This window comes from Enterococcus silesiacus (assembly GCF_001886225.1).
Lineage (GTDB): Bacteria > Bacillota > Bacilli > Lactobacillales > Enterococcaceae > Enterococcus_L > Enterococcus_L silesiacus.
On sequence record NZ_JXLC01000008.1, the window covers coordinates 91,976 to 116,867 of the forward strand.

A 24,892-nucleotide genomic window follows, 5' to 3' on the forward strand; every position below is an offset into this window, starting at 1 on the left:
TAAATGAAGAAATCTTCATTTTTTATAGACTAGTTGCTGCAAAGGTTAGAGTAAAACAAGTTCCTGTAGGCCTTGCATCCGTTACTACGATATCTCCTTGATACAACTCAACCAATTCTTTAACAATTGCTAAACCAATTCCTGTACCCGGAATTTCACTAGAACGCGATCGATCCACTCGATAAAATCGTTCAAACACCTTACTTTTTTCTTCGTTTGAAATACCGATTCCAGAATCCTCTATCATTAGATAAATGTGCTGACCCTTAGTAAAAAGCTTAACGCTAATTTTTCCAGTATCATCTGTGTATTTCACAGCATTTTCAAGCAAGTTTCTAGTCATCTGATAGAAATGTTCTGAACATCCTTTGATCACTATTTTTTCTTCAATTTGGACAATCAAACTTTGAGGCATCATGACTTTTAGCTCGTTGATCGTTTGCTGGATCAACAATGATAAATCAATTACTTCTGTCTCCATTTGGTTTTCCAGACGACCTAAAGTCAGCAGTTGTTCAACCAGTATTTCCATTCGTTTTGATTCTTTGTCAATATATTCTAATGACGTTGGGATCACTTTAGGGTGGTTTTTTCCACGGCGTTTAATCAGATTGACATGCCCACGAATAGCCGCTAGCGGTGTACGTAATTCATGTGATGCATCGGTGACAAATTGCTGCTCTCTTTTTAATGATGCACGCTGTTTTACGAGTAATACATTAAATGATTTCGCGATATTTTGAACTTCCAGTGGCGTCTTTGGAACCGTTAATTCTTGTTCAGCAGATGAACTTTCCAGCTGACTAATTTCCTGATCCATAGCAACTAATGCGCCACTGATTTTCCTTGAAAAACGATACGTGACCAATGAACCAATGCCAATCACGATAATGGTTAGAAAAATGGTAACTGAAAAAATTCTTTCAATCACTTCAAATTGATCTTCCATATCCACTAGAATAGTGACTTTGGTCTGTCCTGTTTGAAAACTTGTATAATAATAAGGTTCTATCTCACTTGTCCATAACACCCGATCAAATAAAATGAATTGTTTCAAAGTAGGAAATTCATCATACAATTCTGCGGCATCATCAGATGAAAAAATCACCTCTCCGCTTTCTAAACCAACGCGAATCAAATAAGGAGAATTTTCTTTAGGAACCGAACCAGCTAAAGTCTTTTGCCAGTCATTTGCCGTTTTTTTCTGATCACTTTTCAGCGACTCTTCTACTAATACCGTCTGTTCTTTCGTCGATTCATATAACTCTGCAATCGTGATTCCCATGATTGCTAGGCTTAAAACCAATACAGCAGAAACAAGTAAGCCAATAAAACGAAGTGTCAATTGAAATTGGGTAGTATTTTTCCGTTCACGGAACGTCTTTTTAGTTTTCTCCATCGCTGGACCTCAAAACATAGCCTACTCCACGAACCGTTTGAATCAAACGCTGATTCGGATTGTGATCGATCTTGTTTCTCAGTGAGCGTATATAGACATCCACAACATTCGTCTGACCAAAATAATCATAGCCCCAAACCGCATTGAGCAATTGATCTCGTGTTAAAACGACTTCAGGCTGTTTGATCAATTCTGCTAATAATTCAAATTCCTTTTGTGTCAATTGAATCAGCTCTCCAAAACGTTCAACGGTTCGCTTGGTCAAATCTAAGGACAAGTCACTGTACCGATAAACCAATTGCTGCTGAAGTTTTTCTTGTTGTTCTGCTCGTCTGAGGATCACTCTAATTCTGGCTAATAATTCTTCTATATCAAAGGGCTTCGTGATGTAATCATCTGTACCAGCATCCAGACCGCTAACTTTATCGGCCAACTGATCTCTAGCAGTCATCATGATAATTGGCACTTGGCTGTTACGGCGAATCCTTCTTGCAACGGTGATTCCATCATATTTTGGCAACATCCAATCTAACAAGAGTAGTGTAATGGTTTCTTGATTTTGTTTATATAGTTCCAACGCCAGCTCTCCATCAGGGGCATAAAGTACTTCATAACCTTCAAACTTAAGTTCTTCTGAAATAAAATTAGCCAAACTCGCTTCGTCTTCTACTAGCAAAATAACTACCTTATCCATTTTTTCCACCGCCTTTTTACATAGCGTACCCACTATTTTTAGCTTGGTCAAGCAAATTATGATGAAAAAATCTTCATTTTTATGGGACTGGTGGGATTGCGAGTGGTTGGTATTTTTGATGGGTCTAGCTCTAAACAGAGCTAGACTTTGTGTCCGCTTTTTTTGGAAAGGATACCAGGATATTTCAATCCACTAGCTCTAAACAGAGCTAGACTCCAATAACCCTTGGATTGATTTAAGTAACGGAGATTTCAATCCACTAGCTCTAAACAGAGCTAGACCGCTCCCCATAAGTCAACATCGCCAATACCTCTAAAATTTCAATCCACTAGCTCTAAACAGAGCTAGACGAGTCTAATGAGTGTATCGCAGTATAAGAATAAAATATTTCAATCCACTAGCTCTAAACAGAGCTAGACCTTCTTGCTGTTTTTAATGCCTCATCGGTCATTGGATTTCAATCCACTAGCTCTAAACAGAGCTAGACGAAAAAAATTGTAAAAACGAAGGATAGCGATTTAATATTTCAATCCACTAGCTCTAAACAGAGCTAGACTTTTACTGTTTGGGTGTTAGAGCAAAACGAAAGATTTCAATCCACTAGCTCTAAACAGAGCTAGACTTGGCAAGTAGCAGGAGATTACGATATTTAACTAAACATTTCAATCCACTAGCTCTAAACAGAGCTAGACGTCACAATTTTGATAAATGGCTGGGTTGGCTCACTATTTCAATCCACTAGCTCTAAACAGAGCTAGACCTCTTATGTTCAAAATGTCACCCGATTGTCGAAAATATTTCAATCCACTAGCTCTAAACAGAGCTAGACGGATTTAGCCGATGCGATAAAAGGTGGACGTTTTATTTCAATCCACTAGCTCTAAACAGAGCTAGACTTTGAAGTATAGGTCGTAAGGAGTTTATACATAGAATTTCAATCCACTAGCTCTAAACAGAGCTAGACTAAAATATACAAAACACCTTCTGTTTCATAATCAATTTCAATCCACTAGCTCTAAACAGAGCTAGACGTAGGTTCGAGTCCTGCCACGTCTTTAGCAACCGAGATTTCAATCCACTAGCTCTAAACAGAGCTAGACCAACACCAGGCGGTGGCGGACATCCAGACATAAAAAATTTCAATCCACTAGCTCTAAACAGAGCTAGACATCACATGAAAATAATAACTACGGTTTTTATTTAATTTCAATCCACTAGCTCTAAACAGAGCTAGACGTATTTGTTTCATTATCTTCAAGCATTTTATATTTAATTTCAATCCACTAGCTCTAAACAGAGCTAGACAATTTATAGATATAACAAAGAACACACGATCACTATTTCAATCCACTAGCTCTAAACAGAGCTAGACGTTTAATCATCGAAAGGGGGTGTGGAAATGTTTATTTCAATCCACTAGCTCTAAACAGAGTTAGACGTCAAAGGTAAACAACAGATTAAGTGGATGCAAAATTTCAATCCACTAGCTCTAAACAGAGCTAGACACTTCAGCGGGATCACGCCCGCAAATATGTATCAAATTTCAATCCACTAGCTCTAAACAGAGCTAGACATGAGTGGATCGGATTGAGCAAAGAAACATTTAAAATTTCAATCCACTAGCTCTAAACAGAGCTAGACTTTAAGTGGGGGTATGCAAAAGAAATCCCTATGATTTCAATCCACTAGCTCTAAACAGAGCTAGACCTACTAACCAAAACACTTGAAGACGTCCAAGAATCGATTTCAATCCACTAGCTCTAAACAGAGCTAGACTATATCAATTCTTATCATGTGATCACTCCTAAAGTATTTCAATCCACTAGCTCTAAACAGAGCTAGACATCGTAATGAAGCTTTACGCCGAACAGGAAACAGAACATTTCAATCCACTAGCTCTAAACAGAGCTAGACCTACTAACCAAAACACTTGAAGACGTCCAAGAATCGATTTCAATCCACTAGCTCTAAACAGAGCTAGACTATATCAATTCTTATCATGTGATCACTCCTAAAGTATTTCAATCCACTAGCTCTAAACAGAGCTAGACATCGTAATGAAGCTTTACGCCGAACAGGAAACAGAACATTTCAATCCACTAGCTCTAAACAGAGCTAGACTAAAAAAGGAATTCACAATCAAAAGCGGTGGTTACATTTCAATCCACTAGCTCTAAACAGAGCTAGACTCATCTTTAAGCCCCTCTCTTAAATCATAGATTATTTCAATCCACTAGCTCTAAACAGAGCTAGACTGATGCTGTCGCCGCTTGACTTCCAGCATCATTATATTTCAATCCACTAGCTCTAAACAGAGCTAGACCAATGTTTACTGGCACTTCAATGGTTATACTGGAAATTTCAATCCACTAGCTCTAAACAGAGCTAGACCCCAATGTATTACTTTATCGAGAATCCACGTGGAGATTTCAATCCACTAGCTCTAAACAGAGCTAGACATCGGCTATCACATTTTTAATATACACGAAATTATTTCAATCCACTAGCTCTAAACAGAGCTAGACCACTAAAGGATGGATAGTCACTTGCTTTGAATGACATTTCAATCCACTAGCTCTAAACAGAGCTAGACATTAAGTGAGGAAATACTAAAACGTGTGTGGATTCATTTCAATCCACTAGCTCTAAACAGAGCTAGACATACTTAATGCAGCTAATGTAAATATCATCAATATATTTCAATCCACTAGCTCTAAACAGAGCTAGACAATCGTGCGATCGTCTTTTAAAACGATATTACAGGGATTTCAATCCACTAACTCTAAACAGAGCTAGACGTTGTATAGATTATCTTCTGCAATGTTGTACATACATTTCAATCCACTAGCTCTAAACAGAGCTAGACATAAACTTAGCAACAGACAAAACCAATTGGGAAATTTCAATCCACTAGCTCTAAACAGAGCTAGACTGTGAAAATGACATAAATACATGTCATTTCTTCACCTTTTCACAAATAAACCGCAATTAAATTAAATTCAGATGAGAAAAACGGCTTTTTTTAAATAAAATATACCTAAAATTTGGTGCGGATCCCCCAGTGATTTCATGTGCACTTGGGGTTCGCACCAATTTTACTTAAAATATCAAAGGAGCTTCTACATCAAAGCTTTCTTTTGCACCAATATGCTCTACTTTATTTTGATAATTATTTCCCAAGCGGTAAATACGTAAACTATCTAATTCTTCATCAATTAAATCAACCAGTTCTTTCTTCAACTTAGTTAACTCCGTTGCATCAACAACACATTCAAAAACAGAATTCTGAACACGTTGTCCATAATCTTGACATTTTTTTGCTACTTTCCTCAAACGACGAGTTCCATTCTTAGAACTTGTTGCGACATCATAAGTGATCAACACTAACATACTTTTCACCTACTTCCATAAAAACGGTGGATAACCATCTAAATCATCTCTTAAAAAGCGACTTAATAACAATGCCTGAGCGTAAGGAACTAACCCCCAATTGATTTTCTCACCTAAAAATGGATGCTGAATTTGCTCTTGTTTCTTTTCTTGCCATTTTTGAAAGAAAGTACGTCTACCATCATCCGTCAAAATTACTGCACCGCTCTCTTTTTTCACAAAATCCTTTTCAGTCACTATTTTTTTATTGATCAAGGTTAAGACAAAACGATCCGCATAAATGCCTCGCAACTCTTCCATCAAATCTAGTGCTAAAGAAGCTCTACCCGGTCGATCTTGATGCATAAAGCCAACATAAGGATCAAGTCCAACAGTTTCTAATGCAGCAGCACATTCTTGCGCTAACAAAGTATAAGCTAAGGAAAGCATTGCATTTACATTATCCAAAGGTGGTCGGCGGTTTCTACCATAAAAACCGAAATCACTTTTTTGCTGTAAAATCATTTGATCAAACAATAGAAAATAACGATTTGCTGCTTGTCCTTCGATTCCTCTTAATGATTCTAAATCCCCGACTTCGCGAATATCTTCAATGTATTTTTTTAATTCGCCAGAAATTTGTTTAAAACGTTCGACATCAACTCGCATCGTATTCTCTCTTGTCATTCGTTCCAACATCCAGCGTTGATTATATAATTTGCCAATAATAAAATGACGGGCAATTTCCAAGCTATCGGCTTCAATATCAGATAAACGATATTGCTTTTTCCGCAATGTGACATTGCCAGTTGTACCACCAGTCACTCGACTGCCAAACTTACCAGAATTCGTTAAAAAAGTAATTCCAATATTTTTTTCAGCACATTTGCGCATTAGCGCAGGGCTAGCACCTAAATAACCAGAAGTGACAATGGCTTCTATATTATGAAGTGGAACTCGATTTTTCTTTTCATCTATTTTGACAACAATATTCTCACCATCTAAAGCTAAATAGGCATCTGAGGATGTTATAAATAAGGTATTCAACAGCTTTTTCATTCACATAACCTCCGATCTAAGTAGCCTTTGACTGTTTGAACATTCATTAATTTAGGTAAACAGATATTTTGTAATGAACACTTTTTACAAAAATTTCCAGTTTTAACCTTTGGTGTATAGCGTCTTTTCCAATATTGATGCATTTCTGCTACATTTTTTTGTAATTCTTCTCGTAAAGCAGGCGTAATTTCGATTTCTTCTCGGCGTTTTGTTTCATGATAATATAAATAGCCTTTCGGTACTTCACATACTAACATCTCTTCTAAGCAAACGGCTTGAGCTGTTAATTGTAATATATCACTAAGCTCTTGTTTGGGTTTACCATGCTTGTATTCAACTGGTACAGGTAAATAAGTTCCCGTTTCTCCGTTTAATGTTACACCGTTTGGATCTTGCACAAATTCCACCACATCACAGATTCCAGTAATTCCTAAAGTTGGTGAATGGATTGGCAATGCGCGAACAATCAAACGATCTTTGCGCTTTTCACGAATTGTTGGTTGATCGGCTTTTTCATGTAAATATTGACCTTCCAACGTCAGCACATTTTCTTGCCATTGCTGCTCAATATGGATCAACGCCCATTGACGACGGCAGAACAGAAAATGTTGAATACCTGAAATCATTAAATAATCTTGTTCATCGTACATGTTATAGCCCTTCGATGACAGATAGCTCGATTCCTTCTAGTGGTTCAACAGTTACTGTGTAATCGTCAAATGATTTTGCACGATCAACTTCAGGAATTTTTTCGATTTTTACAGAGCGATGGACTTTCGCGGATGATGCTTTGCCCATTTTGCTTGGGTGTTCCCACCAGTAAACCTTTTCGACTGCCATACTGCCATCTGGACGAGCGGATGATGCGTCGTTTTCGAAAAGAGTTGTTAGGGCTTCTTTGATTTTTTCTGCATCCGCTTCGGTAAAACCTGTTTTTTCTGCTAGTTGGACGTTGATGCTGCCGTTGAAGACATAGACGCCAAAGTCGACGAAATGTTTGGTTCCCATGGTGTCAGAGCTTTTTCCGCCACCCTCACTGACTGAATTGACACTTTTTGTGATTTGCATTGTATTAATGTCGATTGGTTCAAGGCTGACTGCAGTTTGTATGGAAACTGGACCACGAACACCTACAGAAAGTTCCAATCCTTTAAATGCAAATACCTGTCCAAAACTACGCGTATCGATCCACGTTTCACAAGCTACTTCACTAAATCGGTTCACATCTGCTTTCTTTTTATCAGCAGCAATTTTATTTAATTCTTCGACAGAATCTACGCGGTCTTTCAAGCTCTTCAATCCATCATCTGCCCGATCATCAGATTGCACAAAAATTTTCTCTCCCATATCTTGTAGACGATTGCGTATTTTCCGTTTGATCGCTACATCCGAAATCTCGCCATAACCTTCAAAATTTTGACGTGGTCGGTTGCCGTTTAACGGATCTCCGTTTGGATTAGCATTTGTTACTGATGTGATTACCTTAAAGTCGATTTTGTGTGTTAAAACTGTCATGATTTATTCCTCCGTTTTCTCTTCTGTTTTTTTCTTCAAATCTGCTCGTTGGCTATAATAACCTAATAAATATTTCCCGTCTAAAGCTTTATCTGTATAGTCTTCAAACTCAAAAGAATCACCAATTTCATCTAATAATTTTTGATAATAACTTCCTTTTCCTCTTAACCTTGCTTGATACGGAATCAAATTTTCTTGAATGATCCTCCAAGTTTTTAACGGATGATTACTAAAAGCATTCATATAGCGAATCGCATTTGTACTTCTATTAATACCTGCTTTATATAAGGCACGTTCTTCCAACACATCAGCAACTGCCAACATTCTTCCAAATAAGTAACTTCTATCTTTCTGATTTTTATCTAGAGCCACATTTTTTTCCTCCTTTTTAAAATTAAAGTGTTTTTTCATTACTGCACAGGCAATACTTAATGTTTTTTCCCATTCCCATTTTTCCATGCTTACAGGATTTGACGCTCTTTGTAGGAGATTTCGAACTAGATTTATTGGAATCCTTTTTCCATCTACAACACAAGGAAATAGTTCATGAATTGTATTTTTTATCAGCGTATCACTCGCTCGTGAACCATAGGCTGCTTCGGCGATATCCCTCAAAGATGGCGCTCCCCAAAAAGTATAACGCTGCTTATTTTTACTGCCATAAGTATGTCGCCAGAAACAAGTTTGATGCCAGTCTTCAATTCGAGCAAAGTATTGTTCTTTTTCAATCGAACGATAGTACAGAATCCCCATTCTGCCTGGAGTAGCTGCATCTAGAATCATGATGTAAATTGGTTCGTGATAAGCAAGCTTTACACTATAACCATTCAAGGCTTTTTTAAACAACTCAGAAAATTGTTGATGGGTTGTATCTGGGTTTAGTAAAACTTCTGCTTCTTCATCTTTTGCAAAAATAGCATCGAAATCAAGAAAATCAGCACTGGATTCTTCTGGATTAGGAACATTCGTTTCTTTTTTCCCCCAGGTTAAAAAGACTCGTCCATCTAAAATAAATGCTTGTTTGCCAATCAACCATTTTAAGGCGTTATGGCCTTTTTGAGAGACTTCATAACTGATCGAAGCCACTTGATTTTTATCTGTAAAACGACCTTTATAGGTGAAATTCACCGAATCATTGCCAGAAATTATTTTCGCCATATCACCGCCATAACGCACTTTCGAAGGATGATTTTCTGTCAGAGGTAACATTTTGCCCGTCACATAATCCAGCCCTTCGTTCGTCAGTTCGTTTGTATAATAAGCGACAAAGGAGTCAATGATTTCTGAATCTCCCCAGAGTGGTCGTTTTCCTGTTCCTGGTTCTTGAACAGCAAATCGAACGAAAGAGGTTGCTTGTTCTCCAACTACTACACTGAATAATGCTGGTTTCTCGCCAAATTCTGCTTCTAGTTCTTTTGACCATTTGGGAATAAGTTGATGATTTTTCTCAACCATTACCTTTGCCTGTATTAAATCTTCAATTAGTTTGCCTTTTTTTAAATAACTTAAAACACTTTTAACGACTGGCTGAGAATAATCTGATTCACACCAAGCCTGCAAGTTTTCTAAATACATCTGATAAGAATTTTTTCCAGCTTTATTCTTTTTGTAAACACCACCATAGTGCTCAAAATCACCCGCAACATAAACTAAATTGTCATGGATTAAATGTGGTGCAGACGTTGAACCTGCTCTTCCAGCAGATTCGATCGTTACAGGAATCATTGTTTGAGCGTCTTCTTTTGGAACGACGCTTGCTGAATAAAATTCACCTTCTGGCATTATCGTTACTTCGATTTGAGCATTTTGATACGCATGTGCAATGGGTAAAAGTACAATTTCTTTTCCAGCCGAAGTTCGTTGGACTTTTCCTACTTGGTCGGCATTTTCTCTGTACGTTTCATATAAGTCATTCAACCAACTCATCATTCGACCTCCTGTTCCAAGGATTCAAATAACTGATCGACGGGTTCTATTTCTGAAAGTTCAAATGTTTTAGCTTGCATCGTTCTAAGCGGTCGAACTAAGGTACATGCTTCTGGGCGAGGAAACTGAATAATCCCTTTTTCCATAATCGGGTGCCACAAACGAACAGCTAGTTCGTCTCTCCCTGTTTCATCTGGATAGGATAACCCATGCACCATTGTGCCAAAATGTAGCTCACCTTCATACGCATCATAGTCCCCTTTTGCCACACCAAACTCAACAGGTTCCACATATCCCTGACATTCTCGCGTACCTAGAAAAATATCCCTTCTTCCGCCAGCTTTGATTGAACGTTTTAAAATTTGATAATGTTTATCTTCATTCCAATCGCCTTTTAAATCAGGACGATGTTGATTAAACTCAAAATGGACTTTCACTTCATAAACAGGCTTTTTCAAATACGTATAATAAGCTAAATCACTTGCACTGCTGTCATTGTATTTCATTGGGCGCATGCCTTTAGATTCCATTTGAATTGATTTAATTACACGTACTTCATCAATGTAATAAACAATTGATGGTTTCCAGTAGATACTTTCGGTAATTCCTTTTAAGGCTTGATAGGTAGGAACTTGATAGGTCATCTTTTCTCCACCCATTTTTGTCAAAGGATCAGTAAAAAGAGCATACTCACCTTCAACTCTAAAAGAAATTTGATTTTTATATTTCATTGATGCTTCCTCCTTTTTGAATGAGCCCATGCAGCTAGATAAAACTAAAATTCTAAATAGCCGCTCGCAGCCTCAGCTTCTAAATCGATACCAAATTTCAAATCGTATGCATTACTTGTAAGTGCTAGAATATCTCCATTCAGAAGCGGATAAATACTACCCGTTTTTTGAAGTTCCATCAGTTCGTGCTGAAACACATTGACCATATATTGTTGTGCTTTTTTTAAAGTAGGGGCATACTCTTCTGGTCTCAACTCTCCATTTAAATCAGCGATTAGATCGTTGCCTTTTTTATACGGAACAAGTACTGATGTTGTTGGGCTATCAATGACCTGAAAATATTTTCCTACTGTTTTAGGACTACTTCTAAAAGCCAATAGAGGAGCAGAGCCATGTGTTCGTTTGTAGTGCTCTAGAGCATTAGCCCCTTCACCTAATAGACTAAAGAGATTGAGGGATGTCCTTTTTACGGGATAATTTAATTCATCCTTAAAACAATCATAATATCGATCAAAATACCGTTTTTGAACATCATGAGAAAGTAATTCCTTTTGTTCTAGTTCACTGCTTTCTTTAAGAATATCTAGCGTAATTTCTTGACCTTGTTTAATTTCTGGTAAATGAGTCAGATTTTCAAGGTCTGCTGAAAGATTGATTAGATAGACTGGTTGCTGTTTGATTTCGCCGTGACGATTACAACGTCCTGCCGCTTGCGCAATTGAGTCTAATCCTGCTACTGAACGAATAACGGATTGGAAACTGATATCCACACCAGCTTCAATTAATTGCGTTGTGATACAGATGAGTTTTGTGTCGTTCCTTTTTAGCTTTTCACGCAGCTCATCCAATAAATTTTTCCGATGCTTGGCACACATTGAAGTACTCAAATGATATAATTCAATATTCTCTAATTGCTTATTTTCCAAATACTGATAGAGACTTCGAACAGCTTTTTTTGTATTTAAAATAATCAGCAGGTTTTCTTTTTCTGCTAAAATTTCTTCGCTAAACTCTGCTAGCTCTTCAAGCGTCCATGCTTCATCTGTTGTCCGATCAATAACCTCTACTCGTTTAAACTTTGATTCTACTTCTGATAAGTTAGAAACCATTTCGCCATCGGATTCTTTGGCTAACGCTCTACCGACATTTTCTAAAGATGGCTGAGTTGCAGTGCATAAAACACTTGTCGTTGTGCCGTAATTTTTTAAGAAGTTCAAGCTTTCATTAAATAAATGAGTGCAGTTTGTTGGAACACCTTGTGCTTCATCAAAAATAATCACCGCATTTGTTAAGTTATGAAAACGACGTGGATTTCGCGTTCCTCGGCTGTATATCGTATTTAGAAACTGCACCATTGTGGTAAAAATTACTGGACTTTCCCAATTGTCTTTCATTAATGCTTGTTTCTGCTCTAAGGCTTCTTTTTCTGCTTCTGATTCTTCCGACTGTCTTTCTTTCGTTTCTTCCTGATCCGTAAAAATGTTGGAATGATGCTCTAGAATATTTACTTCGTCTTTTAAAATTTCTCGAACGGTTGCAGCATTTTGCTCAATAATAGTCGTGAAGGGCACGACATAAATAATGCGTTCTTTTCCATGTTTGATAGCGTGATTCAAGGCAAAACGTAAACTTGCCAACGTCTTCCCGCCTCCTGTTGGAATCGACAGGGTGTAAATCCCTGTTTTTCTTTCAGCAAAATTTTTACACTGTTCTGACATTTGACTACGAAGTTGATTGATTGGCGTGTCAGCTGTAAATGTTGAGATATATTCTTCTAAGCTTTGGCTATAGGATTGAAGTAATACGTCATTTTCATGCTGTTTAAATATTTTATTTTCTTCAAATAACATCGTATTTGTTCGGTCTGCATCAAGAAGGCAACTATAGATGAATTTCAAAAGGAAAAAGGTGTCGTTTTGTTTGACTCGGTTCTTTCCGTCAGTTTGATAAAACCCTTTCAATTCTTTTGTTGCTTCCAACAGTAATTTCTGAAACTGTTCTTCTGACATTACTTCTTGGAAAAAACGACCTTTGATTAGTTCATACTCAACGACCTCAATTTCATCTACTCGTCTGAGATAATCTGAAGTCGCTTCTCCTTCTGGGGTAAAAAAGTCTTGTAGACCTCGGCTACTATGATGAGAAATAATTGCATTACCTACCAATTCAGCAAGAATATATGAAAATGGATCACGACTATTTTTGTGACAATAATCAAACAGAAGCTTACCGCCAGCTGTTGAATGATCGACACTGCCACGTGTCACGCTTTTCGGATCAGCCACTGCTTTTTTTAAATACACTTGGAATTCATTTGAATATTTTCCTAGATCGTGAAGCAAACCAGCTAAATAGCTAGTTTTTCTCAGTCCTATTTTTTCGCCCCAATCAGCGCTTAATTCGGCACATTCTGCTAGATGATCTTTTAAATATTGGTTCTCTTTATCTGATTTCCTCACATGTGCTATATACATACTTAATCTCCTTAATTGATTTCTAATTGTCTTAAATACATTATATCATTTATAAAAAAAAGAACTATCTAAAATTTTAAATAGTTGAGTTAATTTTTTGATTGATAGAGAAAAAAGTAGACGACTAACAAAATTACTAATGCTAGTATGAATAAAGTAGAAAGTTTAATTTGATACTCCCAAAATTTATCTATAATAACTGGAATTAGTCCACTAATAACGACAAACAATAACTTTTCGAAAGACTGCTTATTTTCCACACTTCTACCTCACATTCGATTCAATATATACTATTTTCAGAAAAATTTGATTATATAGTCAAATTGTAACAAATGATTTAAAGACAGTCAATACTTCTTTGAAATTCAATTTATTTTAACAACTATTATGGTATAATACTTTGTAATTTGTCACATTTTAGTGTGTGGATTGAAAAGATTCTATATTTACTATTTTCATCTATCGTCAGCCCAGATTATATATTCTGGGCTGATATTCTTTATAAATACCTAAGCTTACTTAAACAATTTCATTAAGCCATTGCTGGAATAGTTCTAAGACTACTCCAATAACTATTTACTCAACAATTATTTTCCACAAAATTATATATCCTATAGCAAAATAATAACCCAGGAGTGATAAATATGTTATTTGCAAAATCAAGATTACAAAGAAACTCTGCAATTACAGATTTTCCTACACATAACAGAGAAAAAACTGAATTAAATACTGAACTAAATAAAGAATATATAGTTGTCTATGCAATTAGCGGCTCAGTTGCATTAATACAAAAAATAGACGATCCATTTTCAGAAGGTTACGAGGGTGAATTTTACGAAGCTGATGAGTGGTCTGAATTAGCCCCTTGGTAGAAGAGAACTTTTCCATTCGGCATAATTCAAAATCAACAAAAATAATCGACCATAAAAAAACTTTGTTATTTTTCCTTATATATAAGGAACCTAATTTCCCTGTTATTTAATCCCTTCCCACAAAAAAATTCGTTGTGAACAAGCCACTCTTTCTGTATAATAAAACGCATAGGATAGAAATAACTAACATTAAAAATAAATAAATTGGCTCTTCGTGGTCTGGCGCCAACCAAACCAGAAGCCTTGTTTAAACAGCAGTATCTGTAAAACAACTTTGCCAATAGCGTAAGGATGGATCTATTTTTGTTGTACACTTCTATAGTGACGACACATTTTATAGTTTCTTTATCTTGCCTATTTGTAGACGATTACAGGTCACCTGTGGATCGTCTTTTTTTATTTCTATCCTAGAAAATTTGAGACGAAGAAGAACTTTCAGGGGAACAACGTTCATTTTATTCACGTTGTACTTTTCATCATCCGCTATGTCTTATAGCCAGTCGCAGTCCTTCAATTCTTAAAGCTTTAGCTCTTAGAAATTGATGCGATCGAAACGACAGCGTAGTGATTCAAAGCAAAAAAGGCACTTCATTGTTCGGCGCCAACCGTTCAATGAAGCCCTGAATAGAAAGCAGTACCTCTCTATCCAAGTTGCCCATTTACCAGTACCGAAGCACTAGCTTCTTTATTGTACCTAATTCTTGTAAGAATTTCTAGACACTTTTTGAATTTTTCTCTGGTTACACAAAGAAGTTCCCTACATACTGGCCTAATTCAACGATAGAGACGGACAGCTTTCATTTTTTCTTTTGTTCTACATCCCAATAAGAAAAGGAGAACTATCATGAATAATTCCGTCATCTGCATTAAAACGGTCCCGTATCAAGAGATTCTAAATCTTCGAGATTCACTGGAACGTTTAGAATCTTGGAAAGAACCCTTGGAAGTTTTGGAAAAGTATTTTACCAATCCAACGACACCAATCAACAAAAAACAGGTCGTAAAACAATATTACGCTAGTGCCAAATTGTTTGAAACATTTAATAAAGAATTTGAGTTATTGATAGCAGAGTCGCAAAAACAATTGGCTATTATTACACAAAATCAAAATAGTTGATTAAAAAAATGAAAGGAATGATCTTTTGCGTATTTAGATAGTGTCAGGAACAAAAATATGATTGGACTATTTTAAGTCACATTAAAAATGGGAGGGATTATGTTGGATTTACTAAAAGCAACAAAACAAGGAGAGAGAATTGTTATTATCTTTCCAAAAAAATTAGCTATAAAAGAAAATCAAGAATTCTACTACTATAAAAATAAAGAAGGGATTATTTCATTTATTCCAAAATAGAACGTCTTTCTCACGAAACAATTCATTAAAAATTTTAATAGGCGCTTGTTTTCAAGTAGTTTTCGTATAAAAGCGAAAGACCTAGAAATGAATACTATTTTCTAAGCCTTTCGCTACTATTACTGATAAACAGTTTTCCTATGCAAAATCACTGTGATAAAAATTGTTATTATCTTGTCCTATCACGATAAACAACCTGTCCACTTATCATTAAATAAGCTCCTGCATCATTTCAGCATGAGAAATACTTTCGTCATTTATTTGATGCTTTTTCATCAGATTATTGTATGTTTCTAAATCAATCTGATTTTCTAGGCTTTCCAAAATTGTTGTCTTAGCAAGTTCAGATAAGGATATCTCTTTAGAGTCAGCCAGCCTTTGCATAAAATCTTTTTCATCGTTAGATAATCTAAATGACACTGTATTCATTCAGTTACCTCCTCTTCAAACATTCGTCTTACTGATTATCGTAATACATTTACATACATTTTTCAATTGTACTAAAACTACATTTTGGATTGTTCCGCTACTAATAAACACTTTACTTCTCAATCCCATAATCAATCTCAATAACCAAATTAGCTCCATCTAAAAAATACTTACCCGTACCTTGAATTCCTGAAAGTTCTTCCGTTCCAGTGTTCTCTTTTATCACTAATTCATTGTGCGGAAGTCCCTTTTCAAAAGTCCCTCGTTCTTCTAAGACAAACGTGCCTTTGCGGCCTTTTAGCACCCCTTCAAAGAACAGATACCCTAAATAGGTCGCTTCTGATAGATGAGGGTTTTCTTGATTGTACTGCGAGTAATGCAATAAATAATCTGCTTTGAAACTGCCTGTGATTTCTTGTAAGGCTTTATACCAAGCAGAAGCTTTCGCCACTGGTTGTTCTGTTGGGATATCTGCCAATAATTCTTCCTCCCATGAAACAAGCTCAAAGGTACTTTTAGCCAACATGATCCTCACCTGCATTTCTTAATTCTTGTTTGATTGCTTCATAGTAACCTAACTTGTAAAAGTTATACCACTGTTCCACTTCTTTTTCAGGCATTACTTGAAGTGCCAACAAAATTTCTCTTGCAAACTCTAAATGCCCAGTCCCATTGGCTGTAATCAGGTTACCTACTCTGATTGCTTGGGTTTCTACATACAAATTCCCACCAGTATAGCACGCGCCAGCATACTCTTGTAAGTCTTGTAATTGGTTGCTCGTATGCTTGTGATCATTTAGTAACCCTAGACTTCCCAGATAGACAGTCGCATCACAAATCGCTGCAATCACAGCACCTTGTTGCTCCGCTTTGGCTACTAAAGCATCGACTTCTTTTGCTTTATCCGTTCGCCAAGATTTTCCACCAATTAAAATCAACGCAGCAAACTCTTTTTGACACGCTTCGGCAAGCGTATAATCTGGTAATGTTGAAAAACCGCCCATTGAATGAATCGCTTGTTTTTCATTTGAAACAGTTTTAACCGTGAACCCCTCTTGCTGATTCAGGGCTGCTGCAATCGATGCTGCTTCCCAATCTGCATAATCTTCTAATAATACAAAAAATACTTCTGTCATGATTTATTCCTCCTTAATATAAAAGCGAAGCGGGCTCATTTAACTCTGAAAGGAAAATAGGAAAATCTAACTGAGGTGCTTTTTGCCTCATTTAGATTTTATCTTTTTCTCGAAGAGTTAGCCCGCGTAGCTAGATAACTTACGGTAACAACGTTCCGCTATGCTACACCTTGTACTTTTCAACATCTTAATAACAGGAGGAAGCAACGTTCCTTTCAGTCACCTTGTACCAATCAATATCAACTCATAACTTCGTTGTATTTCTTGGCATGTTTCAAAGCAAAAGCGAAGCGGGCTCGTTCAGCTCCGACTGGAAAATAGGAAAAATCGATTGTGGTGCTTTTTACCACAAACTATTTTTGTCTTTTTACTGAGGAGCTAGCCCGCATAGCTAGATAACGGTAACAACTTCCCGCTTTGATGGAAAAAGGATAAGCTAGGTACCTGTTGGAGTTCATCATACAACAGAAGTGTGACAACTGATTGTCAGCTTTTGTAAAGAAAATACATTTCTTCGATTTTCGCTTTGACTGCCTCTACTATGCTCGGCGGTTCAACAACTCGTACCTTATCCTGTAAACGTAAAATAAAGTCTACTGATTTTTTATGATTTATCAGTGGAAATACAATTGTTCCAATAGTTGAATCCTTTTCATGTTCCTGAAAAAATTCTGCCCCTAGTTTATCGATCAAGTATAATTTATCTTTTCGCTCGTAAATTAAGACGATTTGCTGAACGTCTGGCGATACCATCGCTTCTAAATAATCAATTTTGGACTCTCTGGTTAGCTCTACAGGGTCTAGTGGTCTAGATTCAAATGTCTCGCCTAACAGCGCGTATGTTTGAATCCTTGTCAGTTTAAATATGCGAAATGCCTTTCTTTTTAAACAAAAACCATACAGATACCAATGTGAAGCTTTAAAAATAAGCTTGTATGGTTCTATTTTCCGTTCAGAATAGCCTTTCTTGGAATGGTATTGAATCACAATGATTTGCTGCGTTGCTATCGCTTGTCGTAAATCATCCAATTTATTGTTTCCTTCATTTGGTTTATACCAAGAAGATAGATCGATCAACAAATCACTTTGCGGTTGTTGCCTGCTCGTATTCGGGGCAATTTTTGCCAACAAAGGACTAATTTCAGAAGATGTTGAAATACTTTGAATCGCTGAAAGTCCTGTCATAATCGTCGAAATATCCTCAGTTGAGAAAACATGTTTACTTACTTTGTAACCATCGACAATACCGTAACCACCATGAATCCCTGAATAAGAAATAATCGGAATCCCCGCTAAATTCAAGGTTTCAATATCACGATAAATGGTTCGCTTAGATACTTCCAGCCGTTCTGACAACCCTTTGGCGGTCATTCGGTCATTTTCCGTCAATAAATTTACCAAGCTGAGCAAGCGATCGATTTTCATAATTTCTCCTTTTCACTGTATCTATATAGATAAAAAAGGAATCCATTTGCTAAATGCTCATCGATTCCTTCTTTCTTGATTTTTATATCATTATACTTCGTAACTGGTTATCACACAATTTAATCCAGTAAGCAAACAGTCCAAAATCAGAATTTCTCTACGTGACTCTACAAAATAATATTATCCTTCAAAATCTCCAGATCTGTAATGACAATCTTCCGTTCCTGAATCTTAATTGCTCCTAAATCCTTCAACTGCTGCATCATTCGATTGACGCTACTAGCAGAAGTAATGCCACAAAAATGAGCAATCTCTTCATTTGTCACCACAAAATCAATCAATAATCCGTCATCTATTTGCACACCAAACGTATCATATAACTCATAAATCTGAGTGCAAACCGCACCAAATTTCCCATTCATCAACATCTGCTGCATCTTTTTCATTGAATACATCAAACGCACACGATAATAATCTTTCACATACATCTGCAGTTCTTTGCTTTGATTGATATCCTTCCAAAACTGAACACGATCGATCTGATACAACTCTGCCTGCTCTGACTCGATTCGAATATTAAACGGCGCATCGATAAACTGAGAATATTCATCCCTTAAAAGCGAAACGATTTCCAAGCTATTGATATATCTAAGATTGAATTCTCGTCCATCTGGCGAAATAACGCTGGTTTTGATAATGCCGCTTTTTAAAATATAAGCATAACGGTCTTGTAACCCTTCATAAGTAAGGTACGTTCTCTTTTTCTTCACTACGACTGGAAACGAATGATCGTCTAAGTATTCTTGTAACACGTGGCTATCCATCTAGTAACTCCTCACGGTTTATATGAAAATTTTCTATAAAAGCTATTCTTATTTAAGATGATAACACATCGAACAGCAACAACAAATGTATATGACTTTTGTTGTTCTTTTTTGTTAATGACTTTTTTTAGAAACAAATCCACATTTTTTTTAATGGCTTTTTTCGTATAGTATCTATACAACTAGCTTTCAGAAAAGAATTGTAATTTGCAATTTAAGCTTATCCTAACAAGAAAGAAGGAACGTGCAACAATGACGGAACATTCAGAAGAAAAATTATTCAATAAAGGGTTTATCAGCATTACGTTGATCAATTTTGTGGTCTATCTCGTTTATTACTTATTGATGGTGATCATCGCAGTGATTGCGCAAGATACCCTTCATGCTTCATTAGGTCAAGCCGGTCTGGCCTCTGGTATTTATATTATTGGGACTTTATTTGCTCGGCTATTTATGGGAAAAATGTTGGAGTTACTTGGTAGAAAAGCGGTCTTGCGATATGGCGCTTTGTTTTATCTGATCACAACGATTGCTTATCTTTATATTCCAAGTATCGGAATTCTTTATTTTGTTCGTTTACTCAATGGCTTTGGTTATGGAACGGTGTCGACTGCGACAAATGCGATCGTGACGGCCTATATTCCTAAATCAAAACATGGTGAAGGAATCAATTATTATGGGCTAAGCACTAGTTTAGCAGCCGCAATTGGTCCATTTATTGGGATGATTTTGTTAAATACAACGAGTTTTTATTTTATTATTCTGTTTTCGATCGTGCTGATTTTCTTGACAACGATTGCCTGTTTTATCTTCCCTGTAAAAAATATTCAATTAAGTGCAGCTCACAAAGCTAGTTTATCTCGTTGGACAGTTGATAGTTTTATTGAAAAAAAAGTGCTGTTTATTTCGTTTATTGCCTTTTTAATGGGACTTTCTTATTCAAGCGTCCTTTCATTTCTTTCCTCTTATGCCAAAGTGATCGATCTAGTCGGTGCTAGTTCCTTTTTCTTTGTGGTCTATGCGCTGGTGATCACAGCGACTCGGCCAATGTCTGGCAGAATCTTTGATGCGCGTGGTGAAAATGCGGTGATGTATCCTAGTTTTGTCTTTCTAACGGCAGGATTACTCTTATTGAGCGTAACCACAAGTGGTTGGATGTTGCTTGTTTCAGGTGGATTGATTGGTTTAGGTTATGGTACGTTCATGTCTAATGGTCAAGCAATTTGTTTAAAAGCTAGTCCCAATAGTCATCGCATCGGTATTGCGTTGTCTACTTACTTCATTGGCTTAGATCTTGGTTTGGGTGTTGGCCCTTACGTTTTAGGAGAATTACAGAGAGTGCTATCATTCCAAGGATTATACTTCGTTGCAGGGTTGATTCCAGTGATTTGTACAATTCTTTACGCCTTGTTTTACCAATCAAAAGCACCCACTTACGAAAATAAATTGAACGAACAGTAAAGGAGATACAAGATGAATACAGATGAACGTATGCTTGAGGTTTTACAACAAACTTTAGCTAAAATAGAAGAATTGAACGCACGCTTAGGTCATATCGAAAAAGACCTTACATCGATCGATAAGTATCAGATGAATATGAATCACTACGCACAAGCAATCGAGATGGCCACAGAAAATAATAATATCATGTGATAAATCAATGATGAGAAAAGAAGCTCGGGAAACTAAGCTTCTTTTCTCGTCATTTTTTGTTTTTTCTCATTTAATTATTGTATATTTTTATTTATTATTTATTATTTAATAATAAGCAGTATGATTTGCAGAGGAGGTTATAAACTATGAAAGGTTTTTTTATGAGGAAAAGTGATCAGCACAAATTTGAACTATTCAAACTGATTTTATTTAGTAAAAATGGTATTTCTGTCAATCCACTCTCAGAGAAATCTGATATATCATTGAATCTAATTTACCAAAAACTTAAAGCACTTAACAATGATTTAGCCGAAATTTTTTCTTCTAACAAGGTTCGTCTAATTAAAAATAATACTTTTTTCACCATTTTGATAGATGAGTCGTTAAATATAAATTTTGTTATTGATACGTTAAGACTCCATTATATACAACAATCCCATGAGTATTTGATTTTCCATTCTATTTTAACGAACTATTTTAGCAGTGTGGAAGCACTTTCTCAAAAAATCAATTTAAGCGTTGCTCAAACTTATAAAAGCTTAAATGCGATCAATAGAGCCTTAGGTTATTTCGGTGTAAAACTCATTTTTACAGGTGAAAAATCCCATTCAAATTTTCAGGGTTTAGAAATAAATATTCGATTATTTCTTTTTTATTATTATTGGGCTATTTTTAAGGGAATCATTTGGCCGTTCAGGGAATCTTTAAGCTACCTTAAAGAGATCGATGTGCCTATAGACAATATTTCCGAATCCCAAAAAGTACGTTTAAACTATTATCAAACTCTCAGTACATGGAGGATTTTTTATAGGAATAAACTAGTAACCCTTGATTCTGATTTTTTAGAAGTCGCTCAGTTAATGAATACAATTCATCCAATAAAATTTTCAGTTGACATGAATATTTCTGAAGCAGCCCTTATTCAAGAAGAAAGTTATTTTGGCTTTTTATGTCGGTTTTACATCTACAATAGTGACACAAAAGCTCAGAAGCTAGACATTGCAAGAGCTTTTATTCAATCTGATTTGCCGATTTCTAAGAGTTGCACATTTATATTAGATAGAATTTATACAACTTATTCTATTGAACCTACTTATGAGGATTACCTTTTTTCTTATCACTCACTCCTAGTTATGTTGACCTTCATTACGTATCTAGATATTGATAATACTGACTTGTTTGAACATAACCAGAATCTCACCGAATTAGGTACTGATTTTGCTGACTTTCCGCAAATGGAAGCCGAACTTTCAGAGCTTGCGAAACAATTATTTTCTGAAGCACCTTATCTCGGTGAATTAAAATCAAAAGGTTCTTTCACATACATGGTCTATTTATTCTATTTCATTATAGATTATTCTAAAAAGCCGCAACAACTAAAAATTTTTATTCAATATTCAAAAAATCATATTACTACTGCAGAAATAGAGCGAAGTCTTTCAAGTTTCTTTAGCTCTGAATCGATTGCTTTCGTTGACGATATTAACCAATCGGATTTTCTGATTTCTGACTGCTATGAAAAAGGCTATCCAAATGAGAACTTCTTTTATTTTGATAACCCTTTAAATCAGAACGAATGGGCATCATTGGTTAGTTATATTAGTACTCAATTATATAAGAAGGTCTTCTACAAACAGGTCTAGTCAGCTCCTGAATCTCTACATCAGCCATACAGCGTATGGTAAATACTTGGACAAATAATTCTGGTTCTAAATAAAGAGTGTACGGATCTTAGCCATCAAATAATGGAAGATCAGCACACTCTTTATTCTGATTTAAAATGCTGGCGTTAATGTTTCACTATATTTAGTTTCCAATAATTCACGCACTTTATCACTTGTCATGGCTTTTTTAAGTGCTTTGATTTTATCTGAATCTTTGTTATCTTCTCTAGCAACTAAACTAATCGCAAAACGATCATCAACTTTTTGCTCTAATAAAATTGCATCTTTCGGTGTTAGACCGATTTTAGCAATATAGGTCGGGTAATTGTAGACCATGGCAATATCTTTTTCGTTGTATGCTTCGGCTAAGTTTAATAAGTCGACAGATACCCATTCAAATTTTTTCGGATTCTCTGTGATATCTTTGATTGTCCCATTAAACCCTACTTCTTCTTTTAATTTGATCAAACCAGCTTCATTTAAAATAGCTAATGCACGACCTTCATTGGAAACGTCACTTGGCAAAGCAATTTTAGCCCCTTCAGGAAGATCGCTGATATCTTTAAACTCTTTAGAATAAAAACCAACTTTTGCATTATAAATTTTTTGTACGATGACTAAATTACCGTCTTTTTCTTCATTGAATTTTTGCATAAAAGGCTCATGTTGCGCAAAGTTTGCATCGATTTCTTTGGCATTCAGTAATTCATTGTATTGAATATTGTCATTGACTTGAACTAGTTCCACTTTGTAGCCAGGTTCAATCTCTTTTGCCGCCAACTCAACTACTTCAACCGTTGATGGGATGTGTGAAGCAACTTTGATGATTTTATCTTCTTTTTTCTCTGTATCCGCAGCTTTTTTCTGACCACCGCATCCAACAATTGCTACCCCTGCCAACACTAACATACTGATCAATAATTTTTTTTTCATGATTTTGCTCCTAACTATTATTTTTTATTTATTTTTTTCGCTAACCAACTACCGCTAATTTGAATCAAACTGACAAAGATAATCATAAGTACAATGGCTGTATACATTACAGCATATTCATACCGTTGATAACCATAACGCAGTGCAAAATCACCGATACCACCGCCACCGATCACGCCCATAACCGTTGAATAAGAAACCATGCTGATAATCACCGAGGTCAATGAAAGGACCAAGCCAGAGCGCGCTTCAACATATAAAAAACGGACAATCAGCTGAAACTTCGTACTGCCTAAAGATTGGGCAAGCTCTAAAATATCGTTTGGAATCTCCAATAATACTTGTTCAACAAGTCGGGCATATAGCGCAACAGCGACAAAACTTAGTGGCAATGCTGCTGCATAAGTCCCAAAAGCTGTCTTTAATACCAAACGAGTAAAAGGAATTAGTGCCACTACAAACAATAAAAATGGAAATGAGCGCACAATATTGATATACCCATTTAATAAAAGCCCTAGCCAATGATTCGTTTTTGTTGGTAATTTTTTGGTTAAATAGACAAAAGTCCCTAGTGGTAAGCCAATGATCAGCGCGGCGCTGATCGAAATCAAAATCATGATGCCACTTTCTGACAAAGCCTTGCTTAATTCGGGGAGGTAATAGCTAATTTTATCAATATATTCAGTCATCATCCCAAACTCTCCCGAACTCTTTCATAATAAGAACTAAATTGTGGCTGTTGTTGTGCTTTTTGAATTGCTAGCGTTTCTATAACTTTGCCATGTTCTAAAATTGCCGTCCGATTGCACAATTGTTTGATCAAATTTAATTCATGGCTGACGATGACCATCGTAGTCCCAAACATTTCATTGATTCTCCGCAACAATGCCAAAACATCATACGCATTTTGTCCATCCAATGCCGAAGTTGGCTCATCACAAAGCAAAATCTCCGGCTTTGTGATCAGTGCTCGAGCAATCCCTACACGCTGTTTTTCACCACCGCTCAGCTGTCTAGGGTAATGGTTCCCTTTATCTGACAAACGGACAAATTCCAGAACTTCCCGGACTTTCTGTTGATCATAGGTTTTATTCAAGCGTAATGGCAGTCCGATGTTTTCATTCACGGTTTGATTGTAAAGTAAATTAAATTGTTGAAAAATCATACCGATATTTTTTCGGCTTTGTCGCCTTTGTGCATCACTTAACTGCATTAAATCAGTTCCGGCGATTTTGATCTGCCCTTGGCTTGGTAGCTCTAAGGTATTGATCATACGCAACAATGTTGATTTACCAGAACCACTTTCACCGATTACGCCAAATATCTCATGCTCCTGAATTTTCAAATCAACATGATCCAATGCTGTAACGAAAGTACCATCATGACTGTAACTTTTTGAAACCTGTTCAAATGTAATCATTTTATATCCCCCAGC

23 protein-coding genes and 1 CRISPR repeat array are annotated in these 24,892 nt (G+C 36.2%); of the genes, 6 read left to right on the forward strand and 17 right to left on the reverse strand.

The features are described 5' to 3' along the window. Window positions 1–22 precede the first annotated feature (22 nt). The 9 genes from RV15_RS07455 to RV15_RS07495 form a co-directional block, all read right to left on the reverse strand. Window positions 23–1,399, reverse strand: coding sequence for a sensor histidine kinase (locus RV15_RS07455; protein ID WP_071877433.1), 1,377 nt, complete (start codon window positions 1,397–1,399; stop codon window positions 23–25). Further along, a complete protein-coding gene (locus tag RV15_RS07460; RefSeq protein WP_071877434.1) occupies window positions 1,386–2,093 on the reverse strand; it encodes a response regulator transcription factor in 708 nt (235 codons plus the stop codon). Before RV15_RS07460 ends, RV15_RS07455 begins: the two co-directional genes overlap by 14 nt. Window positions 2,094–2,274: 181 nt before the next feature. Next, a CRISPR array of direct repeats spans window positions 2,275–5,025; the repeat unit is 33 nt; unit sequence ATTTCAATCCACTAGCTCTAAACAGAGCTAGAC. Between the two features lie 167 nt (window positions 5,026–5,192). Continuing rightward, a complete protein-coding gene (cas2, locus tag RV15_RS07465) occupies window positions 5,193–5,483 on the reverse strand; it encodes a CRISPR-associated endonuclease Cas2 (protein WP_069653990.1) in 291 nt (96 codons plus the stop codon). A gap of 9 nt (window positions 5,484–5,492) precedes the next feature. After that, window positions 5,493–6,521, reverse strand: coding sequence for a type I-C CRISPR-associated endonuclease Cas1c (gene cas1c, locus RV15_RS07470; RefSeq protein WP_071877435.1), 1,029 nt, complete (start codon window positions 6,519–6,521; stop codon window positions 5,493–5,495). Continuing rightward, window positions 6,518–7,171: a CRISPR-associated protein Cas4 gene (gene cas4, locus RV15_RS07475; protein WP_071877436.1), complete on the reverse strand. Its 654-nt coding sequence runs from the start codon at window positions 7,169–7,171 to the stop codon at window positions 6,518–6,520. Before cas4 ends, cas1c begins: the two co-directional genes overlap by 4 nt. A 1-nt stretch (window position 7,172) precedes the next feature. After that, window positions 7,173–8,036, reverse strand: coding sequence for a type I-C CRISPR-associated protein Cas7/Csd2 (gene cas7c / locus RV15_RS07480; protein ID WP_071877437.1), 864 nt, complete (start codon window positions 8,034–8,036; stop codon window positions 7,173–7,175). A gap of 3 nt (window positions 8,037–8,039) precedes the next feature. Continuing rightward, window positions 8,040–9,962, reverse strand: a complete 1,923-nt coding sequence (gene cas8c, locus RV15_RS07485; protein ID WP_071877438.1) for a type I-C CRISPR-associated protein Cas8c/Csd1 — start codon at window positions 9,960–9,962, stop codon at window positions 8,040–8,042. Beyond that, window positions 9,962–10,693: a type I-C CRISPR-associated protein Cas5c gene (cas5c, locus tag RV15_RS07490; protein ID WP_071877439.1), complete on the reverse strand. Its 732-nt coding sequence runs from the start codon at window positions 10,691–10,693 to the stop codon at window positions 9,962–9,964. The genes cas8c and cas5c overlap by 1 nt, the downstream gene beginning before the upstream one ends. A gap of 44 nt (window positions 10,694–10,737) precedes the next feature. Next, window positions 10,738–13,167, reverse strand: coding sequence for a CRISPR-associated helicase/endonuclease Cas3 (locus tag RV15_RS07495; RefSeq protein WP_071877440.1), 2,430 nt, complete (start codon window positions 13,165–13,167; stop codon window positions 10,738–10,740). A 644-nt stretch (window positions 13,168–13,811) separates the two neighbouring features. Here RV15_RS07495 and mazE point away from each other — a divergent pair. The 3 genes from mazE (at window position 13,812) to RV15_RS19050 (ending at window position 15,393) form a co-directional block, all read left to right on the forward strand. After that, window positions 13,812–14,039, forward strand: a complete 228-nt coding sequence (gene mazE / locus RV15_RS07500) for a type II toxin-antitoxin system PemI/MazE family antitoxin (protein WP_071877441.1) — start codon at window positions 13,812–13,814, stop codon at window positions 14,037–14,039. 844 nt (window positions 14,040–14,883) lie between these two features. Next, the gene (locus tag RV15_RS07505; protein WP_071877442.1) at window positions 14,884–15,156 is read left to right on the forward strand and encodes a hypothetical protein; all 273 of its coding nucleotides are present in this window, start codon (window positions 14,884–14,886) and stop codon (window positions 15,154–15,156) included. 102 nt (window positions 15,157–15,258) lie between these two features. Further along, on the forward strand, window positions 15,259–15,393 hold the full coding sequence (locus RV15_RS19050; RefSeq protein ID WP_276205049.1) for a hypothetical protein: 135 nt from the start codon (window positions 15,259–15,261) through the stop codon (window positions 15,391–15,393). Window positions 15,394–15,603: 210 nt separating this feature from the next. On the opposite strand, the gene relB is transcribed toward RV15_RS19050, so the two are convergent. The 5 genes from relB to RV15_RS07530 all read right to left on the reverse strand — a co-directional run bounded on the left by relB (window position 15,604) and on the right by RV15_RS07530 (window position 19,207). Continuing rightward, window positions 15,604–15,822, reverse strand: coding sequence for a type II toxin-antitoxin system RelB family antitoxin (gene relB / locus RV15_RS07510; protein WP_069653997.1), 219 nt, complete (start codon window positions 15,820–15,822; stop codon window positions 15,604–15,606). A 112-nt stretch (window positions 15,823–15,934) separates the two neighbouring features. After that, on the reverse strand, window positions 15,935–16,348 hold the full coding sequence (locus RV15_RS07515) for a DUF3224 domain-containing protein (protein WP_071877443.1): 414 nt from the start codon (window positions 16,346–16,348) through the stop codon (window positions 15,935–15,937). Next, window positions 16,338–16,958, reverse strand: a complete 621-nt coding sequence (locus tag RV15_RS07520) for a type 1 glutamine amidotransferase family protein (RefSeq protein WP_071877444.1) — start codon at window positions 16,956–16,958, stop codon at window positions 16,338–16,340. Before RV15_RS07520 ends, RV15_RS07515 begins: the two co-directional genes overlap by 11 nt. Before the next feature lie 486 nt (window positions 16,959–17,444). Further along, window positions 17,445–18,383 carry a helix-turn-helix transcriptional regulator gene (locus tag RV15_RS07525; protein WP_071877445.1) on the reverse strand — a complete coding sequence of 313 codons (939 nt, stop codon included), beginning with the start codon at window positions 18,381–18,383 and terminating at the stop codon, window positions 17,445–17,447. 167 nt (window positions 18,384–18,550) lie between these two features. Further along, complete coding sequence (locus RV15_RS07530) at window positions 18,551–19,207, reverse strand: Crp/Fnr family transcriptional regulator (protein WP_069639381.1); 657 nt, start codon at window positions 19,205–19,207, stop codon at window positions 18,551–18,553. A 252-nt stretch (window positions 19,208–19,459) separates the two neighbouring features. Between RV15_RS07530 and RV15_RS07535 the strand changes: the two genes are divergently transcribed. From RV15_RS07535 to RV15_RS07545, 3 genes are all read left to right on the forward strand, one after another. Continuing rightward, on the forward strand, window positions 19,460–20,668 hold the full coding sequence (locus RV15_RS07535; RefSeq protein WP_071877446.1) for an MFS transporter: 1,209 nt from the start codon (window positions 19,460–19,462) through the stop codon (window positions 20,666–20,668). A 12-nt stretch (window positions 20,669–20,680) separates the two neighbouring features. Next, window positions 20,681–20,860: a hypothetical protein gene (locus RV15_RS07540; protein WP_071877447.1), complete on the forward strand. Its 180-nt coding sequence runs from the start codon at window positions 20,681–20,683 to the stop codon at window positions 20,858–20,860. Between the two features lie 146 nt (window positions 20,861–21,006). Further along, on the forward strand, window positions 21,007–22,503 hold the full coding sequence (locus tag RV15_RS07545) for a helix-turn-helix domain-containing protein (RefSeq protein ID WP_071877448.1): 1,497 nt from the start codon (window positions 21,007–21,009) through the stop codon (window positions 22,501–22,503). Window positions 22,504–22,635: 132 nt separating this feature from the next. On the opposite strand, the gene RV15_RS07550 is transcribed toward RV15_RS07545, so the two are convergent. The 3 genes from RV15_RS07550 to RV15_RS07560 are packed head-to-tail and all read right to left on the reverse strand — an operon-like array spanning window position 22,636 to window position 24,877. Further along, complete coding sequence (locus tag RV15_RS07550; RefSeq protein ID WP_071877449.1) at window positions 22,636–23,457, reverse strand: MetQ/NlpA family ABC transporter substrate-binding protein; 822 nt, start codon at window positions 23,455–23,457, stop codon at window positions 22,636–22,638. A 17-nt stretch (window positions 23,458–23,474) separates the two neighbouring features. After that, the gene (locus RV15_RS07555) at window positions 23,475–24,149 is read right to left on the reverse strand and encodes a methionine ABC transporter permease (protein WP_071877450.1); all 675 of its coding nucleotides are present in this window, start codon (window positions 24,147–24,149) and stop codon (window positions 23,475–23,477) included. Then, a complete protein-coding gene (locus RV15_RS07560; RefSeq protein WP_071877451.1) occupies window positions 24,146–24,877 on the reverse strand; it encodes a methionine ABC transporter ATP-binding protein in 732 nt (243 codons plus the stop codon). The genes RV15_RS07555 and RV15_RS07560 overlap by 4 nt, the downstream gene beginning before the upstream one ends. Window positions 24,878–24,892 lie beyond the last annotated feature (15 nt).

What these genes read in the sequence shown, in the direction of transcription:
- RV15_RS07535 (WP_071877446.1), top strand. Translation starts at nt 19,460, where the DNA reads ATGACGGAACATTCAGAAGAAAAATTATTCAATAAAGGGTTTATCAGC.
- RV15_RS07550 (WP_071877449.1), bottom strand. Translation starts at nt 23,457, where the DNA reads ATGAAAAAAAAATTATTGATCAGTATGTTAGTGTTGGCAGGGGTAGCA.
- RV15_RS07515 (WP_071877443.1), bottom strand. Translation starts at nt 16,348, where the DNA reads ATGTTGGCTAAAAGTACCTTTGAGCTTGTTTCATGGGAGGAAGAATTA.
- cas7c (WP_071877437.1), bottom strand. Translation starts at nt 8,036, where the DNA reads ATGACAGTTTTAACACACAAAATCGACTTTAAGGTAATCACATCAGTA.
- RV15_RS07455 (WP_071877433.1), bottom strand. Translation starts at nt 1,399, where the DNA reads ATGGAGAAAACTAAAAAGACGTTCCGTGAACGGAAAAATACTACCCAA.
- cas4 (WP_071877436.1), bottom strand. Translation starts at nt 7,171, where the DNA reads ATGTACGATGAACAAGATTATTTAATGATTTCAGGTATTCAACATTTT.
- cas1c (WP_071877435.1), bottom strand. Translation starts at nt 6,521, where the DNA reads ATGAAAAAGCTGTTGAATACCTTATTTATAACATCCTCAGATGCCTAT.
- RV15_RS07525 (WP_071877445.1), bottom strand. Translation starts at nt 18,383, where the DNA reads ATGAAAATCGATCGCTTGCTCAGCTTGGTAAATTTATTGACGGAAAAT.
- relB (WP_069653997.1), bottom strand. Translation starts at nt 15,822, where the DNA reads ATGAATACAGTGTCATTTAGATTATCTAACGATGAAAAAGATTTTATG.
- cas2 (WP_069653990.1), bottom strand. Translation starts at nt 5,483, where the DNA reads ATGTTAGTGTTGATCACTTATGATGTCGCAACAAGTTCTAAGAATGGA.
- RV15_RS07555 (WP_071877450.1), bottom strand. Translation starts at nt 24,149, where the DNA reads ATGATGACTGAATATATTGATAAAATTAGCTATTACCTCCCCGAATTA.
- RV15_RS07560 (WP_071877451.1), bottom strand. Translation starts at nt 24,877, where the DNA reads ATGATTACATTTGAACAGGTTTCAAAAAGTTACAGTCATGATGGTACT.
- RV15_RS07460 (WP_071877434.1), bottom strand. Translation starts at nt 2,093, where the DNA reads ATGGATAAGGTAGTTATTTTGCTAGTAGAAGACGAAGCGAGTTTGGCT.
- RV15_RS07495 (WP_071877440.1), bottom strand. Translation starts at nt 13,167, where the DNA reads ATGTATATAGCACATGTGAGGAAATCAGATAAAGAGAACCAATATTTA.
- RV15_RS07530 (WP_069639381.1), bottom strand. Translation starts at nt 19,207, where the DNA reads ATGGATAGCCACGTGTTACAAGAATACTTAGACGATCATTCGTTTCCA.
- RV15_RS07520 (WP_071877444.1), bottom strand. Translation starts at nt 16,958, where the DNA reads ATGACAGAAGTATTTTTTGTATTATTAGAAGATTATGCAGATTGGGAA.
- RV15_RS07540 (WP_071877447.1), top strand. Translation starts at nt 20,681, where the DNA reads ATGAATACAGATGAACGTATGCTTGAGGTTTTACAACAAACTTTAGCT.
- RV15_RS07505 (WP_071877442.1), top strand. Translation starts at nt 14,884, where the DNA reads ATGAATAATTCCGTCATCTGCATTAAAACGGTCCCGTATCAAGAGATT.
- cas8c (WP_071877438.1), bottom strand. Translation starts at nt 9,962, where the DNA reads ATGAGTTGGTTGAATGACTTATATGAAACGTACAGAGAAAATGCCGAC.
- cas5c (WP_071877439.1), bottom strand. Translation starts at nt 10,693, where the DNA reads ATGAAATATAAAAATCAAATTTCTTTTAGAGTTGAAGGTGAGTATGCT.
- RV15_RS07545 (WP_071877448.1), top strand. Translation starts at nt 21,007, where the DNA reads ATGAAAGGTTTTTTTATGAGGAAAAGTGATCAGCACAAATTTGAACTA.
- mazE (WP_071877441.1), top strand. Translation starts at nt 13,812, where the DNA reads ATGTTATTTGCAAAATCAAGATTACAAAGAAACTCTGCAATTACAGAT.